Origin of the sequence: Pseudomonas frederiksbergensis, assembly GCF_035751725.1 — a bacterium.
GTDB lineage: Bacteria > Pseudomonadota > Gammaproteobacteria > Pseudomonadales > Pseudomonadaceae > Aquipseudomonas > Aquipseudomonas frederiksbergensis_A.
The window spans coordinates 1028238-1050669 of sequence record NZ_CP142104.1; the positions used below are offsets into that span (position 1 = coordinate 1028238).

General features: G+C 59.8%; 22 protein-coding genes. 15 read left to right on the plus strand and 7 right to left on the minus strand.

The window, feature by feature from the left end:
* Nucleotides 1-2 precede the first annotated feature (2 nt).
* Nucleotides 3-962 (plus strand): MerR family transcriptional regulator, encoded by a 960-nt coding sequence (locus VQ575_RS04510; protein ID WP_325919165.1) that lies wholly within the window; start codon nucleotides 3-5, stop codon nucleotides 960-962.
* Nucleotides 963-970: 8 nt separating this feature from the next.
* Here the strand turns inward: VQ575_RS04510 and VQ575_RS04515 are convergent, their stop codons facing one another.
* On the minus strand, nucleotides 971-1576 hold the full coding sequence (locus tag VQ575_RS04515) for a hypothetical protein (protein WP_039591636.1): 606 nt from the start codon (nucleotides 1574-1576) through the stop codon (nucleotides 971-973).
* Between the two features lie 49 nt (nucleotides 1577-1625).
* On the minus strand, nucleotides 1626-2099 hold the full coding sequence (locus VQ575_RS04520; RefSeq protein WP_039591635.1) for a PAS domain-containing protein: 474 nt from the start codon (nucleotides 2097-2099) through the stop codon (nucleotides 1626-1628).
* Nucleotides 2100-2248: 149 nt separating this feature from the next.
* On the opposite strand from VQ575_RS04520, the gene VQ575_RS04525 reads away from it, so the two are divergent.
* From VQ575_RS04525 to VQ575_RS04540, 4 genes are all read left to right on the plus strand, one after another.
* Nucleotides 2249-2728 (plus strand): flavodoxin, encoded by a 480-nt coding sequence (locus VQ575_RS04525; RefSeq protein ID WP_039591634.1) that lies wholly within the window; start codon nucleotides 2249-2251, stop codon nucleotides 2726-2728.
* A 108-nt stretch (nucleotides 2729-2836) separates the two neighbouring features.
* A complete protein-coding gene (locus VQ575_RS04530) occupies nucleotides 2837-3619 on the plus strand; it encodes a class II aldolase/adducin family protein (protein WP_039591633.1) in 783 nt (260 codons plus the stop codon).
* Nucleotides 3619-4521 (plus strand): alpha/beta fold hydrolase, encoded by a 903-nt coding sequence (locus VQ575_RS04535; RefSeq protein ID WP_039591632.1) that lies wholly within the window; start codon nucleotides 3619-3621, stop codon nucleotides 4519-4521. Before VQ575_RS04530 ends, VQ575_RS04535 begins: the two co-directional genes overlap by 1 nt.
* Before the next feature lie 148 nt (nucleotides 4522-4669).
* On the plus strand, nucleotides 4670-5581 hold the full coding sequence (locus tag VQ575_RS04540) for an SDR family oxidoreductase (protein ID WP_039591631.1): 912 nt from the start codon (nucleotides 4670-4672) through the stop codon (nucleotides 5579-5581).
* A gap of 41 nt (nucleotides 5582-5622) precedes the next feature.
* On the opposite strand, the gene VQ575_RS04545 is transcribed toward VQ575_RS04540, so the two are convergent.
* The gene (locus VQ575_RS04545; RefSeq protein ID WP_039591630.1) at nucleotides 5623-6387 is read right to left on the minus strand and encodes an N-acetylmuramoyl-L-alanine amidase; all 765 of its coding nucleotides are present in this window, start codon (nucleotides 6385-6387) and stop codon (nucleotides 5623-5625) included.
* Nucleotides 6388-7034: 647 nt separating this feature from the next.
* Here VQ575_RS04545 and VQ575_RS04550 point away from each other — a divergent pair.
* The 4 genes from VQ575_RS04550 (at nucleotide 7035) to VQ575_RS04565 (ending at nucleotide 13799) form a co-directional block, all read left to right on the plus strand.
* Entirely contained in the window at nucleotides 7035-8828 is a 1794-nt protein-coding gene (locus VQ575_RS04550) for a DUF1302 domain-containing protein (RefSeq protein ID WP_039591629.1), read from the plus strand.
* A gap of 22 nt (nucleotides 8829-8850) precedes the next feature.
* On the plus strand, nucleotides 8851-10218 hold the full coding sequence (locus VQ575_RS04555; RefSeq protein WP_039591628.1) for a DUF1329 domain-containing protein: 1368 nt from the start codon (nucleotides 8851-8853) through the stop codon (nucleotides 10216-10218).
* Between the two features lie 144 nt (nucleotides 10219-10362).
* Nucleotides 10363-12915, plus strand: a complete 2553-nt coding sequence (locus VQ575_RS04560) for a helix-turn-helix transcriptional regulator (protein WP_039591627.1) — start codon at nucleotides 10363-10365, stop codon at nucleotides 12913-12915.
* Nucleotides 12916-13097: 182 nt separating this feature from the next.
* Nucleotides 13098-13799 carry a hypothetical protein gene (locus VQ575_RS04565; RefSeq protein ID WP_039591626.1) on the plus strand — a complete coding sequence of 234 codons (702 nt, stop codon included), beginning with the start codon at nucleotides 13098-13100 and terminating at the stop codon, nucleotides 13797-13799.
* On the opposite strand, the gene VQ575_RS04570 is transcribed toward VQ575_RS04565, so the two are convergent.
* Nucleotides 13771-14583 (minus strand): IclR family transcriptional regulator, encoded by an 813-nt coding sequence (locus VQ575_RS04570; RefSeq protein ID WP_039591625.1) that lies wholly within the window; start codon nucleotides 14581-14583, stop codon nucleotides 13771-13773. The two genes, VQ575_RS04565 and VQ575_RS04570, sit on opposite strands and share 29 nt — an antisense overlap.
* A 151-nt stretch (nucleotides 14584-14734) precedes the next feature.
* Between VQ575_RS04570 and hmgA the strand changes: the two genes are divergently transcribed.
* The 3 genes from hmgA to maiA are packed head-to-tail and all read left to right on the plus strand — an operon-like array spanning nucleotide 14735 to nucleotide 17994.
* On the plus strand, nucleotides 14735-16039 hold the full coding sequence (hmgA, locus tag VQ575_RS04575) for a homogentisate 1,2-dioxygenase (protein ID WP_039591624.1): 1305 nt from the start codon (nucleotides 14735-14737) through the stop codon (nucleotides 16037-16039).
* 3 nt (nucleotides 16040-16042) lie between these two features.
* Nucleotides 16043-17347, plus strand: a complete 1305-nt coding sequence (fahA, locus tag VQ575_RS04580) for a fumarylacetoacetase (RefSeq protein ID WP_039591623.1) — start codon at nucleotides 16043-16045, stop codon at nucleotides 17345-17347.
* An 8-nt stretch (nucleotides 17348-17355) separates the two neighbouring features.
* Complete coding sequence (maiA, locus tag VQ575_RS04585; protein WP_039591622.1) at nucleotides 17356-17994, plus strand: maleylacetoacetate isomerase; 639 nt, start codon at nucleotides 17356-17358, stop codon at nucleotides 17992-17994.
* A gap of 44 nt (nucleotides 17995-18038) precedes the next feature.
* Here maiA and VQ575_RS04590 read toward each other — a convergent pair whose 3' ends face one another.
* A complete protein-coding gene (locus VQ575_RS04590; protein ID WP_039591621.1) occupies nucleotides 18039-18842 on the minus strand; it encodes a SirB1 family protein in 804 nt (267 codons plus the stop codon).
* Nucleotides 18843-19027: 185 nt separating this feature from the next.
* On the opposite strand from VQ575_RS04590, the gene VQ575_RS04595 reads away from it, so the two are divergent.
* Nucleotides 19028-20047, plus strand: coding sequence for a Leu/Phe/Val dehydrogenase (locus VQ575_RS04595; protein ID WP_039591620.1), 1020 nt, complete (start codon nucleotides 19028-19030; stop codon nucleotides 20045-20047).
* A 76-nt stretch (nucleotides 20048-20123) separates the two neighbouring features.
* Here VQ575_RS04595 and VQ575_RS04600 read toward each other — a convergent pair whose 3' ends face one another.
* A complete protein-coding gene (locus VQ575_RS04600; RefSeq protein WP_003205410.1) occupies nucleotides 20124-20384 on the minus strand; it encodes a YebG family protein in 261 nt (86 codons plus the stop codon).
* A gap of 288 nt (nucleotides 20385-20672) precedes the next feature.
* Between VQ575_RS04600 and VQ575_RS04605 the strand changes: the two genes are divergently transcribed.
* Nucleotides 20673-21173, plus strand: coding sequence for a phosphate-starvation-inducible protein PsiE (locus tag VQ575_RS04605; RefSeq protein ID WP_039591619.1), 501 nt, complete (start codon nucleotides 20673-20675; stop codon nucleotides 21171-21173).
* Here VQ575_RS04605 and VQ575_RS04610 read toward each other — a convergent pair.
* Nucleotides 21170-21487 carry a DUF3509 domain-containing protein gene (locus VQ575_RS04610; RefSeq protein ID WP_039591618.1) on the minus strand — a complete coding sequence of 106 codons (318 nt, stop codon included), beginning with the start codon at nucleotides 21485-21487 and terminating at the stop codon, nucleotides 21170-21172. The two genes, VQ575_RS04605 and VQ575_RS04610, sit on opposite strands and share 4 nt — an antisense overlap.
* Before the next feature lie 498 nt (nucleotides 21488-21985).
* Here VQ575_RS04610 and VQ575_RS04615 point away from each other — a divergent pair, with 498 nt between their 5' ends.
* Nucleotides 21986-22396, plus strand: coding sequence for an HPF/RaiA family ribosome-associated protein (locus tag VQ575_RS04615; RefSeq protein WP_039591615.1), 411 nt, complete (start codon nucleotides 21986-21988; stop codon nucleotides 22394-22396).
* Nucleotides 22397-22432: the final 36 nt, after the last annotated feature.

Consider the following 22432-nt stretch of genomic DNA (forward strand, 5'->3'; position numbering starts at 1 on the left):
GAATGAGCGTAATCACCGAAGATAATGCCGTTTTCTCGGCGCCCGGCGCCGTGAAGCGCGATGACTTGTTTCCTATTCGCGAAGTGGCGCGGTTGACCGGCGTGAATCCCGTGACGTTGCGTGCATGGGAACGTCGCTATGGCCTGATCCAACCCACGCGCACCGAAAGCGGGCATCGCCTGTATTCCTTGGATGATGTTGAAAGGGTCCGCAGTATCCTCGCTTGGATCGAGCGTGGGGTGGCCGTGAGCAAGGTGGGAAAGATTCTGGCGAAGACCGAATCGGTGCAGCCGGTCTCCAGGTTGATCACCCCCGATCTGGTGCGCGCCGATTACAGTCAATGGCAACAACAGATAGCGGACGCGGTCGGCAATTTCGACGATGTGGAACTGGACCGGGTCTACGGGCAGATTTTTTCCTGCTACACAGTGTCAGTGGTCTTCCAGGACATCCTGATGCCGCTCTGGCGGGACCTGCTGCAACGCCGGCACGAGTTCGGGCAGACCAGCGAATGGCTGTTCTACGACGCTTTCCTGCGCTCGCGTGTAGCGCAACGGCTTCTGCTCAATCGTGAGCTGCTAGCCAGGCGTGTTCTGGTCTGCGCGATTGCCAGCCAATGCCGGGAACTTGAATTGCTGGTGGCTGCGCTGTTCGTGTCCAAGGCCGAGGTGGGTGTCAGGGTTCTGACTATCGGCCTGCCCTTTGACGAGCTGACCTTCGTTTGCCAGAAGATCCAGCCTTTGGCATTGGTGCTGGTGTCCAACCACGCGCCGATCACCGAGCTGCCCAAGCGTCTGAAACAGTTGGCGATGGGCTTGGATTGCCCGTTGTTCCTGGCTGGCGAGGCGTCCGATCTGGCTCAGGAAAGCCTGGAGGGCTCATCAATCGGTTGCCTGGGGGCCGACGGAACGGAAATGCGCCTGCGCTTGCGTCAATTCCTGGACGGTACCCTGGATACCTGATAGCAGGCTTAGAGGTGCATCGCGGGATGAGCCAGGCGATGTTGTTGAAGAATGTATTGGCGTAGCCGTTCAGTTTCGTCCTGGTCGTGCTGGCTCAGGTGATAAGCGTACAGGCCTTGATCGGTTTCCCTTTCGAATGTGCCACGCAAGGCAATCCTCTCGTAGCCTGACGGGCTGAACCAAAGGGCGAACTGCTTCACAGGCTTGGTGCGATTGCGGATTTCCAGCAGTACGCCTTTGCAAGACACCTCGTGCACCCACAAGGGCCCTGGCTGCCCCTGGGCATTTTCCAGTGCCACCGGCTCCTCGAGCGCGAGGCGCCAGGGCCGTATTTTCGGTCCATCCTCGTAGATGCTCGGCACACCCAGGCGAAGGTGCATGGCGTGGAACTCATCTTCAACCAGTTGCAATGGAAAGGTCATCTGCTGGTTTTCGAAATTAGCCTGCAGCGTGACCTGTTCATTTGCCGCCAGACGTGTCAACAGATCACGGATCTGCGACCCGCCGTTAACCAGCAGGCTCGACGTGACGTCCCGCTCGTTCAATTGCGGGTTGTGCTGCATCGTCCGGATGAAGTCCAGTTCGTCCTGGGTCAGGAGGCTGTCGCGCTGCATAGGGTGCTCGAAAAAAGATACTTTCACTGGTGATTGTAGTGACTGACCACTAATTCGCCGTTTTGTTTTCGCCATTCGTCGCATTGAGCCGAGCGATGGTCTGCCGTGCTTCGGCCAACTCCGCTTCCAACTGGGTAATGCGTTGTTGGGCCCTCACTTGGACCGTTACGTCTTTCTGCACACCAACGAAATAGGTGTGGCCATCGGCTTCGCTTTTCACCGTGGACAGTGACAACTCGTTCCAGAACGGCGTGCCGTCCTTACGGTAGTTGCGCAGGATTTGCCTGCATGAGCCTCCTTCTTTCAAGGCCATGCGGATGGATTCGAGGGAAGGTTGGTCGCGATCGCCCGACTGCAGGAACCGGCAATCCTGATAGAGGATTTCGTCGCGTCCATAGCCGGTCAGCCGTTCAAATGCAGGGTTTACGTAAATCAATATGTTGTCTTCGCCTTCCTTCTCGGCGACAACGATTCCATCGTTCGAAGCGTTGATCACCAGTTGCATCAGATGAGCATTGATCATGAAGTCTCTCCTTTAGGAGCCGAGTATGCGCGTCATTCTAAAAGAACCAAGCGCGATGTTCATTGGCCATTAGTTGTTGAGAGTCAATCGCAGCTTTTGCGCGCAGCCTGTTACTATTCCCGGCCTCTATCAGCTTCAGGATCAGATTGATGAAAGTCGCCATTCTTTCCGGCTCCGTATACGGCACGGCCGAAGAAGTTGCCCGGCATGCCGCCAACCTGTTGGGTGATGCCGGTTATGAAGTATTCCATCATCCACGGGCGACCCTGGAGGACATCAAGGCGTTCGGACCGCAAGCGTTGCTGGCCGTGACGTCGACAACGGGAATGGGTGAACTGCCGGACAACTTGATGCCGCTGTACGCGACGATTCGCGACCAGTTGCCCGCATCGTTCCGCGGCCTGCCTGGCGCGGTCATCGGCTTGGGGGACGCGAGCTACGGTGACACGTTCTGCGGTGGTGGCGAGCAGATGCGCGAATTGTTCGGCGAGCTGGGCGTGCGCGAAGTGCTGCCCATGCTGCGCCTGGATGCCAGCGAAAGCGTTACCCCTGAGACCGATTCCGAGCCCTGGCTGGAGAAACTGATCGCAGAGCTGCAGCGGGCCCCTGGTGACTCGCTCGGCCAGTAAGCTGGCTGCCAAGGCAACTACCGCCCCCGCCGGAGCTGACTAGACTGGTTTTCTTGTTCATGAGGATCGTGGACATATTTCTCTAACAAGAAGCCAGAGGTCACCGCCGTGAGCGTAGCGTCCCTTCAATCGACAGTCGGCATCAAAGATCAGGTCACTGCGGCCGAATGGCAGACCCGTGTCGATCTCGCCGCCTGTTATCGGCTTGTCGCGCTGCACGGCTGGGATGACTTGATCTTCACCCACATCTCCGCGAAGGTTCCCGGTACGCAAGAGTTCCTGATCAATCCATACGGCTTGATGTTTCATGAAATCAGCGCGTCGAGCTTGGTGAAGATCGATCAGGCCGGCAACAAATTGATGGACAGCCCCTACGAGATCAACCCCGCCGGCTTCACCATTCACAGCGCAGTCCACGAAGTGCGGCACGACGTTGAGTGCGTATTGCACACCCACACCGCAGCCGGCGTCGCGGTATCGGCCCAGAAGCAAGGCGTGCTCCCGATCAGCCAACAGTCGTTATTCGTGCTGTCGAGCCTGGCGTATCACCCTTATGAGGGGGTAGCGCTCAATCCCGAGGAAAAAGCCCGCCTGCAAGCGGACCTCGGCGAGAACAACTTCCTCATGTTGCACAACCATGGCCTGCTGACCTGCGGCGGCACCATTGCCGATACGTTCCTGATGATGTTCATCTTCCAGCGGGCCTGCGAAATCCAGGTATTGGCCCAGACGGGCGGTGCCGAGTTGATCGCCATCGAGCCGCAGGTCCTGGCCGGTGCCCGCGCAATGGTCGCCGGAGTGACCAGGAGCGCCCAGGGCATGGGAGGGGCGTTGGCTTGGCCGGCGCTGCTGCGCAAACTCGACCTGCAAGATCCGAGTTACAAGAGTTGATGCCCATGGTGCAGATCCCCTTGCGTGTCTGGCGACAGCGCGGCCAGATGTTCATGTTCCGTGGCCATGCTATCCGGTACTGGGTTGCAGGACATGGCGAGCCGTTGCTATTGATCCACGGGTTTCCCACCGCCAGTTGGGATTGGCATTACCTGTGGCAGCCGTTGGCGCAGCGTTATCGGGTGATTGCCTGCGACATGCTCGGTTTTGGTGACTCCGCCAAACCGGTGGATCATGTCTACAGCCTGCTTGAACAGGCCGATCTGCAACAGGCATTGCTGGCGCATCTGAACGTGACGCAAGCGGTTCATATACTGGCCCATGACTACGGCGACAGCGTGGCCCAGGAGCTCATCGCCCGGCATGGCGAGGCACGCATCAATGTCGCCAGTTGTACCTTTCTCAATGGGGGCTTGTTCCCGGAAACCCATCGTCCGGTGCTGATGCAAAAACTTTTGCTCAGCCCTCTGGGATGGTTGATTGGCCGGGCTTTTTCAAGGGATGGCCTGGTCAAGAGTTTTCGACGAATCTTCGGCCCCTGGACTGCCCCCACCGAGAGCGAACTGGATGATTACTGGAGCCTGATCGAAACCCATCGCGGACCACGGGTCATGCACAAGCTCATTACCTATATTCCGGAACGACGCGTGCAACGTGACCGTTGGGTCAAGGCGATGCAGCGTGGTGAGGTACCCATGCGAGTCATTGACGGGGCATTCGATCCGATTTCCGGTGCGCATATGGTGGCGCGTTACCGAGCCCTGATTCCCAACGCCGATACAGTGTTGTTAGCCGATATTGGTCACTACCCCCACACCGAGGCGCCAGTGCAGGTGCTCAAGCATTACCTGGCATTTCGCGAAGCGATCGCTGCGCCTTACCGGCAACTGGCATGTTCCTGACGATTATTGCCGGGACGAGATAGCGCGACCGCTGCATCATCCCTTCACCTTATTGCCTGCCATTCACTCCCGCCCTTGTTGATTGTGACCGGCCGACTTGTACCGGACACTCGTGCCAATGTCCTATCGGTCTGATGGAGTTCTGCCCATGAATGATTCTGTGCGCTTCGAAGATAAAGTCGTGATTGTCACTGGTGCCGGTGGTGGCCTGGGTCGCGCCCATGCGCTGTTGTTCGCCAGGCATGGCGCAAAAGTGCTGGTCAATGATCTCGGCGGTTCGGCGCAGGGCGAGGGGGCCAACGCTTCGGCAGCGGATCGGGTGGTCGCTGAGATTCGCGAGGCCGGGGGCATCGCCGAAGCCAACCACGATTCTGTTACCGACGGCGACAAGCTTGTGCAAAACGCCCTCGACGCATTCGGCAGGGTTGATGTTGTCGTCAACAACGCCGGCATTCTGAGGGACAAGACCTTTCACAAAATGGACGACGCGGACTGGGACCTGGTTTACCGCGTCCATGTCGAAGGCGCCTACAAAGTCACCCGTGCCGCCTGGCCGCACCTGCGCGAGCAGAATTACGGCCGGGTTATCTTCACTGCTTCCACGTCCGGCATCTACGGGAACTTCGGCCAGTCCAACTACGGCATGGCCAAGTTGGGTCTCTATGGCCTGACGCGTACCCTGGCCATCGAAGGGCGCAAGAACAACATCTTCGTGAATGCCATCGCCCCCACCGGCGGAACCCGCATGACCGAAGGCCTGATCCCGCCGCAAGTGTTCGAGCAACTCAAGCCCGAACTGGTCAGCCCGCTGGTGGTGTACCTGGCCAGTGAAGCCTGCCAGGAAACCTCCGGCTTGTTCGAAGTCGGCGGCGGCTGGATGGGCAAGGTGCGCTGGGAGCGCAGCCTTGGCGCCGGGTTCGACCCGCGCGAAGGCTTCTCGCCAGAAGACGTCGCCGCCCATTGGCAACAGATCTGCGATTTCCAGGATGCTGTCCATCCAAATGACAATCTGGAAGCCTTGAAGGAAATGATGGCTAACCTGCAGCGTTACGCCGTCTAGCACTTTTTGCCCGGGCCGGTTGCCATCATCCGGCGACCAGCTCAGGGAAAGTATTTCTGCACCAGGGCCGCCAGGTTCGCGGCGGTCTCGATGTCCATCACGCCGTCATGCCTGGTCGGACGAAAGTGCAACTGGAAGGCACGTACGAGTCGTTGGAAACCCACGACCGTGGTTGCCGCCGAAGTGTCATAGCCATACCTCTTGAATAACCCGAGCAGTTGTTCGCGAAGTGGGATGCCGTTGGTTTGATACGCCCGCATGAACGATTTCTGCGTGGCCTCGTCAAACCAGGCCCCGATTCCCTTGAGATACAGCCCGTGCCAAGGAAACATCGGGCCGGGGTCGCTTTTTCGCCCTGCTGCGATGTCCGAATGCCCCACCACATTGACTGGACTGATGTCCGGGTATCGCTTGAGGATGTCCGATGCCAAGTATTCGATGGCCTCGATTTGCTGGGCCTTATAGGGCGGAAAGGTGAATTGGCCTTGGTTATCGGTTGCCAGGTTGACGATTTCGACGCCGATCGAAGTGTCGTTCAAATTGCTGCGATTTCCCCAACTGCTTACGCCGGCATGCCAGGCGCGCTGGTTTTCGTCCACGAGATTGAATATTTGTGGTTCTTTGAAGCCCAGCTTCAGGTAAGTGGGGTCGGCGACGTCGGGGATAAGGTAATGAGCACTGACGGAAGGGCCCGTTAATGCATTGACGGAAGAGGCGAAGTTGCCGGCCGTGTAATGAAAGACCAGAAAGCGAATGCGGCTGTTATGACTTTTTGTTGAACGAAAGCGTGCGTTGTCTATTTGCATGATCAATGACTCACTGCTGAACAAATCGGAGCGATATGCGGCGATTGATTCAGCGTAACAATCAATTATCGGTCTGCGCGTAGTTCTGATCTGGCGTCGTTGTAGGAGCAGACAACAGCCAATACGTTATTAATGTAACTGGACCGTAAAAAGATTCCGACAAAGTTGTAGGAAGCAAGAAAGCTCTCAGTTGAATCGATTAAAAATAAAAAAGGCCGCTGCAAAACGCAGCGGCCTAAGCGTGACGTTGCAAAGGAGCTACAAATCAACGTCAGTAGTGCACGGGGACGATGGATTGATGCGCAATCCATCCGAATGACGGTGCGCCGGGCGCGAGGGACGCCATGGCGACTTGTGCTTGCAGGCCCGTTGCCCTGCAAGCCCGGCCAGCATAGGGATCGGACGTTGCGGGAAACAGCCCGGTTCCAGACATGCACTGTTGCAGTGCGCGCAACAGTCCCACGCACCGTGATCGCCATGCGCGGCATTGATGATCCATCATCCAGTCTGTTCATGCGCTGCGCAGAGGCCAGTCCCGCACGGGCTGTAATCCTTTCTAGGTACAGCGCGAATACCCCCTTGGTGCGCTTATCGCCCATGGCTCGCGGCAGTAGGGTGAAGGCTCTGTCACTCACCGGGGAAGACGCATGACAACAATAACAATGCGCGCCATCTTCAAGCCGCAGGCGCTGGCCGTCGCGGTGGCCTTGGGTTGCTGTGCCCAGGCGCAGGCCGTTTCTTTTAACATTGGCGAAATCGAGGGGCAGTTCGACTCCTCGCTGTCCGTTGGCGCGAGTTGGGGCATGCGCGATGCCGACAGTGACTTGGTCGGTACGGTCAACGGCGGTAGAGGCCAGTCTTCCACCGGCGACGATGGGCGACTGAATTTCAGGAAGGGCGAGACGTTCTCGAAGATCTTCAAAGGTCTGCACGACCTGGAGCTCAAGTACGGCGACACCGGCGTGTTCGTGCGGGGCAAATATTGGTATGACTTCGAACTCAAGGATGAAAACCGTGAGTTCAAGGACATCAGCGACAGCAATCGTAAGGAGGGCGCCAAGTCATCGGGCGCGCAGATCCTCGATGCGTTTGTCTATCACAACTATTCCATCGCCGATTTGCCAGGCACGGTGCGGGCCGGCAAGCAGGTAGTCAGTTGGGGTGAAAGTACCTTCATTGGTAACTCCATCAACAGCATCAACCCGGTGGACGTGTCTGCGTTCCGTCGTCCGGGCGCAGAGATCAAGGAAGGCTTGATCCCCGTGAATATGTTGTTCGCCTCCCAGGGCCTGACCGACAAGCTCACGGTCGAAGGTTTCTACCAGTTGGAGTGGGACCAGACGGTCGTGGACAACTGCGGCACGTTCTTTGGCAACGATGTGGTGGCCGACGGCTGCACCGACGGCTATACCGTGGGAAGCCCGGCGATTGCGCCGTTCGTGCCGTTGACCAATGCATTCGGCCAAGGCATCCAGGTGACCAGCGAGGGCGTCGTCATCCCTCGTGGCGGTGACCGCGATGCGCGGGATTCCGGACAGTGGGGCACGGCGTTGCGCTGGCTCGGCGACGACACCGAGTACGGCCTGTATTTCATGAATTACCACAGCCGCACGCCGACCGTGGGCACCACCACGGCGGGCCTCTCCACGCTGGCAGCCCTGCCAGGGATGATTGCAACGGCCAACGGCATCGCGCCCGGCAGCGGCGCGGGCCTGGCGCAAAGTGTCATGCTGGGTCGCGGTGGCTACTACCTTGAGTACCCCGAGGATATTCGCCTGTACGGCGCAAGCTTCTCCACCACGCTCCCCACCGGCACCGCGTGGACCGGTGAAATCAGCTATCGCCCCAACGCTCCGGTGCAGGTCAATACCAATGACTTGACGCTCGCCTTGGTGAATCCGATCGCTGGCGGCGCCGCGTCACCCATCGCCACCCGGCCAGGTGCCGACAACACCGGCTACCGCCGCAAGGAAGTCACCCAGGTCCAGAGCACCCTGACCCACTTCTTCGACCAGGTATTGGGCGCCGATCGCCTGACCGTGGTGGGCGAGGCGGCGGTGGTGCACGTCGGGGGCCTCGAATCGAAGAACGAGCTGCGTTATGGCCGCGATTCGGTCTACGGCCAGTACGGCTTCGGCGGCGATACCGATGGTTTCGTCACCTCGACGTCCTGGGGCTACCGCGCCCGGGCGATTCTCGATTACTCGAACGTGATCGCCGGGGTGAACTTCAAGCCCAACGTGTCCTGGTCCCACGACGTGGCCGGCTATGGCCCCAACGGTTTGTTCAACGAAGGCGCCAAGGCTGTCAGCGTGGGCGTCGATGCCGATTACCGCAACACCTACACCGCCAGCCTGAGCTACACCGATTTCTTCGGCGGCGATTACAACGTTCTCGAAGACCGCGATTTCCTCGCGTTGAGCTTCGGCGTGAACTTCTGATCTGGCTGACAAGGAAAACCCAATGCACAAGACGATCCTGCAATGCGGTGCCCTGGCCCTGAGCCTGCTGGCCGTAAACGTGATGGCGGCGGTGTCGCCGGAGGAAGCTAACAAGCTGGGCACCAGCCTCACGCCACTGGGCGCGGAGAAGGCCGGCAACGCCGATGGCTCGATCCCGGCCTGGACTGGCGGCATCCCGAAAAACGCTGGTGCCGTGGACAGCAAAGGCTTCCTGGCCGACCCGTTCGCCAATGAAAAACCGCTGTTCACCATCACCGCCGCGACCGTGGACAAGTACAAGGACAAGCTGTCCGACGGTCAGGTCGCGATGTTCAAGCGCTACCCGGAAACCTACAAGATTCCGGTCTACCCGACCCATCGCAGCGTCGGCCTGCCGCCGGAAGTCTATGAGTCGGCCAAGCGCAGCGCGCTCAACGTCAACGCCATCAACGACGGCAATGGCCTGGCCAATTTCACTGGCAACCGCTACTACGCGTTCCCGATCCCGAAAAACGGCGTGGAAGTGTTGTGGAACCACATCACCCGGTATCACGGTGGCAACCTGCGGCGCGTCATCACCCAGGCCACGCCGCAGACCAACGGCAGCTTCACGCCGATCCGCTTTGAAGAAGAAATCGCCGTGCCGTTCCTGATCAAGGATGCCGACCCGGAAAAAGCCAGCAACGTGCTGACCTATTTCAAGCAGGAGGTCACCGCGCCGGCGCGCCTGGCCGGTAACGTGTTGCTGGTGCACGAGACGCTCGACCAAGTGAAAGAGCCGCGCTTGGCGTGGATCTACAACGCCGGCCAGCGCCGTGTGCGGCGTGCGCCGCAAGTGGCCTATGACGGCCCGGGGACCGCCGCCGACGGGTTGCGTACCTCGGACAACTTCGACCTGTTCTCCGGCGCGCCGGATCGCTATGACTGGAAACTGGTTGGCAAGAAAGAAATGTACATACCGTACAACAGCTACAAGCTCGATTCGCCAAGCCTCAAGTACGACGATGTGATCAAGGCCGGCCACATCAACCAGGACCTGACCCGCTACGAATTGCATCGGGTCTGGGAAGTGGTCGGTACGGTCAAGCCCAGCGAGCGGCATATCTACGCCAAGCGCCACATGTACATCGACGAGGACAGCTGGCAAGCGGCGCTGGTCGACCACTACGACGGTCGCGGCCAGTTGTGGCGAGTGGCCGAGGGGCATGCCCAGTTTTACTATGACCATCAGAACCCGGGCTACACCCTCGAAGCGCTCTACGACATCATCGCAGGCCGCTACATCGCGCTGGGTATGAAAAACGAAGAGAAACACGCCTACGTGTATGGTTTCGAGGCTCGGGCAGCCGACTACACCCCGGCGGCGTTGCGTTCGAGCGGGGTCCGGTAATCCCCCTGGCAAGGCAGAAAAAAAAGACCGGCAACCGAGTTGCCGGTCTTTTTTTTATGGGCGCCAATCAGCGTGCTGAATATTTCTCCTAAGGTGGTCGACACAGGTCTAGGGTGAAGGAACAACAATAAAAAGGACCTCGCAATGACCGCCATGACCCCGTGTCCGGACCGTCCAGGGCTGCTGCCTCGCCTGTCGTCGACGCACGTGCCACGCAGGTCGTTGAGCGAGCCCTTGCTGGCTTCCGAGGCGCGGGTAAAACTGCTTTGCGCACCCGCGGGAAGTGGCAAGAGCGCCTTGTTCGCCGAGTGTTTCCTGCAGGCCCCCGCCGAGTGCCGGGTGCATTGGCTGCCCCTGGCCGGCGCGACGATGAACGCCGCGCAAATGTGCGAAAGCCTGGCACAGGCCCTCGGGCTACCGGTGACGGATGAGGCGAGCCTGCTGGCTCATCTGGCGCGCCTGCAATCGGCGACGTGGCTGTTTCTGGATGACTATTGCCGGGTAGCCAACCCTGAGCTGGACCAACTGCTTGACCGTTTGTTGAGCGCCAGCAGCCCTGCATTGCATCTTTGGTTGAACGGCCGTCGTCGTCCTCATTGCAACTGGCCACGCTTGTTGCTCGATGACGAACTGTACGAGTTCGACGCCCAGGCCCTGGTCTTTTCTTGCGACGATGTCCAGCAACTGCTGAGGCACTTGCCCGGCCCGCAGGCAGCGCGCACGGCCAGGGAGGTGATACAGCGTAGCGGCGGCTGGTGTGCCGGGGTGCGCATCACCCTGCTGGAGCGCTGTGAATGGGCTCGCCGGCACGCTGCGCCGGGTCGGGCCGGCACCTTGCTCGATTACCTGGAATATGAACTGTTCGGTACGTTGACCCCGGAGCTGGCCCAGGCCTGGCGGGTACTGGCGCACCTGCCGCGTTTCAATGCCCAGCTTTGCTCGCACCTGTTCGGCGATACGGTGGGGGCCGAATGCCTTCCGTTGCTGCTGGACCTGGGGTGCTTCATCGAACCGTGGGAGGATTCCTCGGACTGGCTGCGGATTTTCCCACCCCTGGCGCGGTTAGTGCGCGAAGAGCCCTGGCCACAAGGCCGCTCCTGGCATCGACGGGCCTGCCAATGGTTCGCGGCCGAACAGGACTGGCCCATGGCATTCGAGCAAGCCATGCAAGCTGGGGAATTCGAGACCGCCGTCAGTTTCCTGCAGCACCTGAATTTCGAACATGTGCTGCAAGGTAGCAATGTCCAATTGCTGCTGGCCCTGCACGACCAGCAGGGCGAAGCATTGTCGCTGGGGACCGCGCAATCGGTAGGGCTGATTACCACGGCCTTGCTCTTTGCCGGCCGCTTTGACCAGGCTGAGGTCTGCATTGAACAGCTGGCCAGGTTCATGCCACATCCCCTGGTCAGTCAGCAGAGACAACTGATCGCCCGTTGGGAGGTGCTGCGTGGTTGGTTGTTGCACCTGCGCGGCGAGGGTGACCAGGCTCGCGAACATTTTCTCCAGGCCTTGGCCGGCCTGGATCCGGAGGCCTGGGCCCTCAAGGTGCTGTGCCTGATCGGACAGACACAACAGGCACTGCTCCAAGGCGAACTGGCGTTGGCGCAGGCGATCAATCGCCAGGCACTTTGCGTAGCGCGCGCCGGCGGTTCGCTGGTGTTCGAAGGGCTACTGGAACTGGACCACGCGCAAATCCTGGAACAGCGCGGCGCGCCCCACCGGGCCGATCACCTGCTGGGCGCGGTCCAGGCATTGCTCGATAAACCAGGGCAGGATTTTTCTGCATTGCTGGGCCGTATCGCCTTGCGACGGGGGCGCCTGGCGTTGCGCATGGGGCTTGACGAGCAGGCCGCCGAGCACTTCCAGGCGGGCCTGGAGGCCGGTTTGCGCAGCCAGGACAAGCAGGTGCTCTATGGCTTTCTCGGCAAGGCAAGCCTGGCCGCCAACCAGGGCGACTATGGCGAGGCCTTCATGCAGCTTCGCGACGCCGAGCGGACCATGCAACAGCGGCACATTCCCGACACGGTGTACCGCGGTGTGTTGCTGCAAGTCAGCTGTCAGTTCTGGTTGCAGCAGGGGCGACCGGAACTGGCCCATGAGGTGTTGACCCGAGTGTTGCGGCATTTCCATGGGCCACAGGCCAAGCATGCGCCGCCCGCGACCTTGGAACTGATTCCCCGTCTGGAGTATTTGCTGGTGCTGACGGAAGTCTATCTGCGCCGGGCGCACGAGCCGCAGGCCCGGCTCAGGGAAATGATCGCCCAGGCACAACACTGCGAGATGCACGCCTTGGAAACCGAACTGCTGCTGGCATTGGCGGAGGTCGTCTGGTTGTCGGCCGATCGTCACCAGGCGCGCGAGCTTTTGCAAAAAGGGCTCGAAGGGGTTGCCTGTCGACGGGCGCAACAAGCCCTGCGCGAGCTGTGCCTGCGCCAACCGGACCTGGTGCACGCGGCACAAACTGCCGAACCCCTCGACCCGCCATCGACAATGGCCGAGGAAACCGTGCTCAGTCACCGTGAACTGGAAGTGCTGGAGTTGATTGCACAAGGTTATTCAAACCAACAGATCGCCGAACAATTATTTATCTCATTGCACACAGTGAAGACCCATTCGCGTCGTATCCATAGCAAGTTGGGGGTGCAACGGCGTACACAGGCAGTGGCCAAGGCCAAGGTCATGGGTGTAATGAGCTAAGTTTGAAAACTTACTCGCGCTTACATATCACTGAGCGTAGATGAATGGTGTTGGTGTATAACTTCCGGGCTGGACTTGGTTGAAGTTTAACTTCAGCTGGCCACGGGCACCGTAACAGGTGTAATCAATTCAACGGATCGAGCGGGAAGTTTGATTCGATACAGAACAAGGATGTTGTTTTTATGTACGCTCCATTATTTGCTTCATATTCGCAAAGGCTTGCTGCTCTCAAGAAAACGCGTGTTGACTTCGCTGTACAGGTGTTGCTCGGTGAGGCGTTGGAAGAGTTGGAAACCAGTCCATACCACCTCTATTTAAATGCGCGGGATACTATTGCTGGCACAGAGGTTGTTTCCTCCGTCACATTGTTTGATGAAGCGCTGGCTTGCGTTCAAAGACAAGTCGGCCCCACTTACACCCAAGGCACTCACCAAATTTTCAGCAAGCGTTACTCGTTTGCTCCAGAGGATCGGATCAAGGGGCTCGATGTGATCGGCTTTGAGAAAATCGTCATGGATATCGTCTCGAGCCTGACCGAGGAACCGTCGATTGATCTATCCCGGCCCGCCCTGAGGTCACTGGCCGTCGAGGACCTTGAATCGATCTTGAAGAGTCACCTGCCAGGCGTCGGGTTGAACGAAACCTATGTCACCGGTTTTGGCTCGGACGATCTGGGGGGCCGAATCATCACCTCTTCCCGGAAGCTTGTGGACTATCTGCTGGCTCACTTCGACGATGACGATATTCCCTTTCATGCCAAGGGCGGCCATCAGGCCGTGTACACGCAGGCCTTCAGCGAGGAAGCGACGCACATTCATCCGCAGTTGACCATCGCCCACCTCAACGACCTATTGATCAGGATCGTGCCGGACTTGTTGAGCTGATCCCGGATTGCTCATAGCCCATTCGCCAGCTTACGGCCCGGGTCGCCGCCAACAGGCGCCGCGCCGCCGGGCCGTTCTCATCCGCGTGGAACAGTGACGTCGGGCCGACGATCGTCATTACCGCCGCCACGTCGCCCATGGCGTTGAACACCGGCGCAGACAAGGCATCCACCCCCGGCATCAGCAACCCATGCACGTGATGCAAGCCACGACTGCGGATGTGCTCGCACAGCGTTGCATAGGCCTGTTCGTCCGCCAGGGCGTGGCCCTGGGTGGCGTGCACTTCCTGGTCGCGCAACTCGATCGTCTCGCGCTCCGGCAGATAGGCGCTGAAAACCAGTCCGGTGGAAGAACTGAGCAACGGCAACACCGAGCCCAGTTGCGTCACCACGGTCACGGCCCGTACGGCGGGCTCGATTCTCACCACTGTCGCGCCATGATTGCCCCATACCGCCAGGAAACAGGTTTCGTTCAGGTCATCGCGCAACTCGGCCAAGGGCAGGGCGGCCACTTGCAGTACGTCCATGCCGTTCAACGCCGCCAAGCCCACGCGCAAGGCCTCGCGGCCCAAGCCGTAGTGATTGGTGGCTGTGTTCTGTTCGGCAAATCCGCTGGCGATCAAGGCTTGTAGATAACGGTGGACCTTGCTGGCCGGCATCTGCACATGCTCGGCCAGGCGCGACAGCGACGTGGATGGCGATAATTCGGCCAGGGCCTTGAGGATATCGGTGCCGACCTCAGCGGAGCGGACTTTCTGTTTACCGTTGCTCGGCGGGTTTTCCATGGAGGTGTGGGTCCGAAGGGCGAATGGGCGTCTTTATAGCTTGACGGTGGTTGTCGAGCAAATTACGTTATGCGTAATTTGATTACGATAAAAATAACCCGGTACGCCTCAAGTCGTTCATTGAGTGACGGACCGCATCTCAGGAGGCTCCATGAACCTCGACTCCACGCCGTCGGATGTGCTTTACCAGTCTGGCTTCGGTAATGAGTTCGCCAGCGAAGCGTTGCCTGGCGCCCTGCCGGTTGGCCAGAATTCCCCGCAAAAGGCGCCTTACGGCCTGTATGCCGAGCTTTTTTCCGGCACCGCGTTCACCATGGCCCGCAGCGAAGCGCGGCGAACCTGGATGTACCGCATCCGGCCCTCGGCCAACCACCCGGCGTTTACCAAGCTGGAGCAGCAATTGGCTGGCGGCCCGCTGGGTGAGGTCACGCCTAACCGCTTGCGCTGGAGCCCGCTGGGCATTCCCGATGAGCCTGCCGATTTCATTGACGGCCTGGTGCGCATGGCCGCCAATGCTGGCTCGGACAAGCCGGCGGGCATCAGCATCTATCATTACCGGGCCAACCGGTCCATGGAGCGGGTGTTCTTCAATGCCGACGGCGAATGGCTGCTCGTGCCGCAACTGGGGCGTCTGCGGATCGTCACCGAGCTGGGTGTGCTGGACCTGGAACCCTTGGAAATCGCGGTGCTGCCCCGTGGATTGAAGTTCCGTGTCGAGCTGCTCGACCCTCAGGCTCGCGGTTATATCGCCGAAAACCATGGTGCGCCGTTGCGCCTGCCCGACCTGGGGCCCATTGGCAGCAATGGCCTGGCCAACCCGAGGGATTTCCTGTCGCCTGTCGCTCATTATGAAAACCTCGCCCGACCCACTACCTTGGTGCAGAAGTTCCTCGGGGAGCTATGGGCGTGCGAACTGGATCATTCGCCGTTTGACGTGGTGGCCTGGCATGGCAACAACGTGCCGTACAAATATGACCTGCGTCGCTTCAATACCATCGGCACGGTCAGCTTCGACCATCCAGACCCGTCGATTTTTACCGTGTTGACGTCGCCCACCAGCGTCCATGGCTTGGCAAATCTTGATTTCGTAATTTTCCCGCCACGCTGGATGGTGGCGGAGAACACCTTCCGTCCACCCTGGTTCCATCGCAATCTCATGAATGAATTCATGGGCCTGATCCAGGGCGCATACGACGCCAAGGCCGAAGGTTTCCTGCCGGGAGGCGCGTCCCTGCACAGTTGCATGAGCGCCCATGGTCCCGACGGTGAGACCTGCACCAAGGCCATCAATGCCGAACTCAAGCCGGCGAAAATCGACAACACCATGGCGTTCATGTTCGAGACCAGCCAAGTGCTGCGCCCGAGCCGATTCGCCTTGGACTGCCCGCAATTGCAAACGGACTACGACGCCTGCTGGGCTTCGTTGCCAGTCACGTTCGACCCGACCCGGAGATAACCCATGACTCAAGTTTCCCCCACCCGCAGCTGGGTCGATTCCGCCAACGGCCATGCCGATTTCCCCTTGCAGAACCTGCCGCTCGGCGTTTTCAGCCCGGCCGGGCAATCCCCGCGCAGCGGCGTTGCCATTGGCGATCGGATTTTCGACTTGCAGGCGGCGTTGGACGCTGGGCTGTTCGACGGCGCTGCGGGCGAAGCCATCCTGGCCATGCGGGACGGTCAGTTGAATGCGTTCTTCGAACTCGGCCGTGGCGCCCGGGTTGCCCTGCGTGAACAGTTATTGAACCTGCTGCGCGAGGGCAGTCCCCGGCGGGACGAGATCCAGGCCCAGGGTGAAAAGCTGCTGCATCTGGCGGAGAACTGCCAGATGCATCTGCCTGCGAAAATCAACGATTACACCGACTTCTACGTTGGCATCGAGCATGCGCAAAATGTCGGCAAGCTGTTCCGGCCGGACAATCCGCTGCTACCGAATTATAAATACGTTCCCATCGGCTATCACGGCCGTGCTTCGACGGTGCGGCCATCGGGCACCGATGTACGTCGCCCGAAGGGCCAGACCTTGCCGGCCGGGCAGACCGAGCCGACTTTTGGTCCCTGCGCGCGGCTGGACTATGAGCTGGAGCTGGGGATCTGGATCGCCAAGGGCAACACCCTTGGCGAGCCCATCGCCATCGGCGACGCCGCCGAGCACATTGCCGGTTTCTGCCTGCTCAACGATTGGTCGGCCCGGGATATCCAGGCGTGGGAATACCAGCCGCTGGGGCCGTTCCTGTCCAAGAGCTTCCTGACCAGTGTTTCTCCATGGGTCGTGACTGCCGAAGCCCTGGAGCCGTTCCGTCGTGCGCAGCCGGCGCGTCCCGAGGGCGATCCGCAACCATTGCCGTACTTGCTGGACAAACGTGACCAGGCCGCGGGTGCATTCGACATCGAGCTGGAAGTGCTGCTGCTGACCGAAGCCATGCGTGAGCAGAAACTGCCGGCCCATCGACTGACCCTGAGCAACACGCAGTACATGTATTGGACGGTGGCACAGATGGTTGCGCACCACAGCGTCAACGGCTGCCAGTTGCAAGCGGGTGATCTGTTTGGTTCGGGTACGTTGTCGGGGCCGCAGAGCGGTCAGTTCGGCAGCCTGCTGGAAATCACCGAGGGCGGCAAAAAGCCGATCGAACTGGCATCCGGCGAAGTCCGCAAGTTCCTCGAGGACGGCGATGAAATCATCCTGCGCGCCCGTTGCAGCCGCGAGGGCGTTGTATCGATCGGCTTCGGCGAATGCCGCGGCAAGATCCTGTCGGCACGTTGAGGCGCGGCATGGAACTCTATACCTACTATCGTTCCACTTCGTCGTACCGGGTGCGTATTGCCTTGGCCCTCAAGGGCCTGGATTACCAGGCGCTGCCCGTCAACCTGATCGCCACACCCGAGGGCGAGCATCGCCAGCCGATGTACTTGGCGATCAATCCACAGGGGCGAGTACCGGCGCTGCGCACCGATGAGGGGGCGCTGCTGGTGCAGTCGCCGGCCATCATCGAATACCTGGAGGAACGTTATCCACAGGTGCCGCTGTTCAGCCGCGACCTTGCGACTCGCGCCCACGAGCGTGGCGTCGCGGCGCTGATCGGCTGCGATATTCATCCCCTGCACAATGTCAGCGTGCTCAATAAGCTGCGCAAGTGGGGGCACGATGAAACGCAGGTGGTGGAATGGATCACGCACTGGATCAGCCAGGGGCTCGCCGCGGTAGAACAACTGATTGGCGATGACGGTTATTGTTTCGGTGCGCTGCCAGGTGTGGCGGATGTGTACCTGGTTCCGCAGTTGTACGCCGCTGAGCGGTTCAACGTTTCATTGCAAGCCTACCCGCGGATCCGCCGAGTCGCGGCGCTGGCGGCAGGGCATGAGGCGTTCCAGAGAGCGCATCCAGCGAACCAGCCTGACACCCCGGCTTGATTTGGTGATCCAACAATCGCTGAAAATCTAAAAGCCGCACCCATTCAATGCACAATCGAATTGGGTGGCAAATGTCCCAACCGCTCCGTCAGGCGCAGCCGCTGGATTGGATCTTCACTGAGCATCAGGGCATGTTCAAGGTCGAAACGTTCGGCGTTGGGGCAGTCGAGCCGTTGGTAAAGGCTGGCGCGGGCCAGGTAGTCCGCGGCGTTGGCATTGCCCATTTCCAGCACGCGTTCGGCGTCAATCAGTGCGGCAATGTAATCATCGTTCGCCAGGTGCAATTGCCGCAGGTTGCGCGACAACCGTTGGAGCATTTGCATCGGCTCGGCGCTGACCAGGTGCTCAGCCTTGAGCTGCATGTTGGCGCCATATTGGCGTTGCAGCAGGTCCCGGCAGTCATTGGGGTACAACCGCCGGCCACCGCATGGGTCGAGCAAATGGTCGGCACCGGGCACCCGCAGCAGGAAATGACCGGGAAAGTTGACGCCAACCATCGGAATCTCCAAGCCACGGGCCAGTTCCAACGCTATCAGCCCAAGGGCCAGCGGTTGGCCGCGCTTGCGCGCCAGGACTTTGTCGAGCAAAGCCGCGCGGGGGCGTAGCGGGGTGAAATCGTCCTGGGCGAAACCCAGGTCATTGAGGCGTCGAAGCAAGGGCTGGCCCAATTCGTTGACCGGCAACATGGGCAGGCCGTGGCTGACCAGCCGTTGCAGGTCCTTGAAATCATTAAGCAGCGTCGGTACGTCCAGCTCACGGTCATGTTCGGCGGCGACCCATAGCGCGGCTTCGAACAGCGCCGGTGGCGAACGGTGCAGGCATTCAAAAAAGGCTTGGCGCGGCTTCATCACAATCTCCGGGCTATGCCTCGTTTTAGCTCCGCCATGGCTTTTCGTCCAGCCCTACAAATGCCCCGTTACAGGTTATGCCTGAAAAGCTGCGCCGCGCTTGTGCTTATTCCGGCGTGCTCCAGCAATTTTCGACTGCGCGCCTATACTGGCGAAACAGACAAAAGTGATTCGGGAGCCTGTCGATGTTTGCTCTCATGCAAAGCTCCCGCCTTGAATCGCTGTACTTGAGCGTGGACCCGGCGACCGGGTTGAAGGCGGTGATTGCCATTCATTGCAGCCGTCCGGGGCCTGCCCTGGGTGGTTGTCGTTATCTTTCCTATCCCGACGACGAAAGTGCCGTGGCCGACGCGGTGCGCCTGGCCCAGGGCATGAGCTACAAGGCCGCCTTGGCCGGATTGCCGGTGGGCGGGGGAGTGGCAGTCATCATGCGCCCCGCGCATGTTGACAGCCGGGCCGCGCTGTTCGAAGCCTTCGGGCGCTTCATAGAGCAGTTGGACGGACGCTACATCACCGCCATCGACAGCGGTACATCGGTAGCCGACATGGATTGCATTGCCCAGCAGACCCGTCATGTCACCAGCACCACCGCCGCGGGAGACCCCGCGCCTCACGCGGCGATGGGCGTTTTCGCCGGCATCCGTGCCACGGCCATGGCGCGCCTTGGCAGCGATAACCTGGAGAGCCTGCGCGTCGCGATCCAGGGCCTGGGCAATGTCGGTTATGCCCTGGCTGAACAGCTGCACGCGGCGGGCGCGGAACTGCTGGTCAGCGATATCGACCCCGGCAAGGTCCAACTGGCAATGGAACAATTGGGCGCCCATCCCATTGCCAACGATGCGTTGCTCAGTACCCCTTGCGACATCCTGGCACCCTGCGGCCTCGGCGGCGTACTCAACAGCCATAGCGTGGCGCAACTGCGCTGCTCGGCTGTCGCAGGTTCGGCTCATAACCAACTGAGCAATCTGCAGGTCGCTGATCAATTGGAAAGACGCGGGATCCTCTATGCCCCGGACTATGTAATCAATTCAGGCGGCCTGATCTACGTCGCGTTGAAGCACCGCGGCGAAGAATTGCCGACCATCACCGCGCACCTGTCGAAGATCGGTGCCCGGCTTACGGAAGTCTTCGCCCACGCCCAGGCGGAAAAACGCTCGCCGGCTCGGGTGGCCGACGAGTTGGCGGAGCGTCTGTTGTACCGATAAAAAAGATCGCAGCCTTCGGCAGCGCGTGCATTGAGACATCAAGTGCACGCGCTGCCGAAGGCTGCGATCTTCTGGTTCATTCGTCCGACGGATTGAGCAGTTCGGACAGGGCGTCCGGCTGGCTCTTGAATGCCTTGGCGAAGACATCGCGATTCTTCGCCATGTAGATCCCGGCTTCCTCCACTTGTTGCTCGCTCAGCGATGGGACGGCTTTTTGCAACACCTCGGCCAGCAATTCGGCGAGTTCCAGCATTTTGTCATGACGGTCAGCTTCGGCTTTATCCATGAACAAGCGCTCCAGATCTCGGCTGCTGCGGTATACCACTTCGACGGCCATTCACCACCTCACATGCCTTCACATTGGTTGTCTGTGTGACTACTGTATTTATATACAGGCCAAAGAATAAGCGAATCCCTTCTCTTTGGGTAGTGGCTTTTTAATGTAGTCCGGTTTCGAGTCTTGTCGCGCACGCTCCAGGCATTCGGCGACGCCGATTCGCGTCTCCACGTGTCGAATACCAGCCTATCGCCATCTCATCTCCGACACTGGCCTTTTTTCTGCATGCAGAAAACCGTCACGTCCATCCCGCATCATCCGGTCGAGTCGACCTAAGGAAACTACATCGTGAAAATCAACTGGGCCGAGAACCTGCGCCAGAACGTGCATCAACTGGCCGAATCACTGGGAAACCTGTTCGTCGAGACCTTCCACTACCTGGCGCTGTTTGCCATTGGTGCGGTCACCGCATGGGCGGCGGTGATGGAGTTTTTGCAGATGATCGAGGTGGGGCACATCAAGATCGACGACATCTTGCTGCTGTTCATCTATCTGGAATTGGGGGCGATGGTCGGAATCTATTTCAAGACCAACCATATGCCGGTGCGCTTTCTGATCTATGTGGCAATCACTGCGCTGACGCGGCTGTTGATTTCCAACGTTTCCCACCACAGCCCGCCGGACCTGGGCATCATCTACCTGTGTGGCGGCATTCTGCTGCTGTCGTTCGCAATCCTGGTGGTGCGCTACGCCTCGTCGCAATTCCCCTCGGTGAAAATCGAACATCCGCACCGCAAGATCGGTGCGGGTTCCAGCGAGCATTCCGAAGTCGAGAAGGGCGAGATCTAGATACCGACGGCGGAGGGTGCCGGGCCTTGTGATTGCGGTGGCGGCACCTTGATGTTGTCGCCGCCGGTCATGGCTTCGAGAATCGCCACGGCGCTGTGGCCTTCTTCGATGGCAATGCCGAACTGAATGCTTTGTACCAGGCGCCGCAGCCGTTCCGGGTCGTTGCGTTGCTGGGCGCTGATCATGCGCTTGGCGATAATGCGCCCGGCCTTGGACAGGGTCAGCATGATGCTGCCATCCAGGCCCTGGATGCTCAGGTTGATCTGGTATTGCGGCGCGAAAGCGTCCGTAATGATCTGAAAAGGATTGTCCATGATGCGTCACCGCCTGATTGAACGTGCAGTTGTTGACCGGCCATGGTCGGGATTAGTTCGCAACACCAGACCATCGGCCATTCCATGATCGTGTTCATCCGTGGGCTGGGCGGGCGATGGATCGACAGATCCCGCCAGCGGCAGCTCCGCCAGGGAGTTTGCAAGGCCCATGCCGGAAAAAATCCGGGCCAATGAGCTGGGGGGCGGGTTGCGCAATGCTCTGCAATGCAGCTCTGGGCGTAGCCCGTTTCAGGGCAACGAGGGGCGGATGTCCCCTTGCGGTGCAGGCTGTAGGGAGGATTGGCGAGAGGGGCGCGGGGCGAGGCAACTCCCGACATTAACAGCGCTCTTGGCGATTGTCCGGCTTTATTTGCAAATGAATATTTATCTTTTTCTGGGGCTTGAATTGTTCCGCTGCCAGCCCGACTCTGTACTCAAGGGGCCGTTGCGCTAACGTCGATTGGCCCCTGGCGAGCTAGCCGAAATAAGGGATGAACTATGCAAATCCAAGTCAACAGCGATAACCATATTCAAAGCAGCATCCGACTGGAGGAGTGGGTACGTACTACCATTGAAAGCACGCTCGAACGTTACGAAGAAGACCTGACACGGGTCGAGGTCCATTTGGGGGATGAGAACGGCGACAAGCCCGGTCCCCATGACCTGCGATGCCAGCTCGAGGCCCGGCCCAAAGGCCATCAGCCGATTTCCGTGACACACAAGGCTGAGTCGCTGGAACTCGCCATCGAAGGCGCAGCCACCAAGCTGGAACACAAGTTGGAGCATCTGTTTGGCAAGCTGCGCGGCAAGCGCGGCGCCAGCAATGGCCAGACCGAGTCGATTGCCCTGGCCGATGCGATGCTGGAGGAAGAATTCCTGGAAAACGAACGGGCCGCCCTCAACGGCTGATTGCCCCGTCTATCAACGTCTGAACTGAAAACGGGC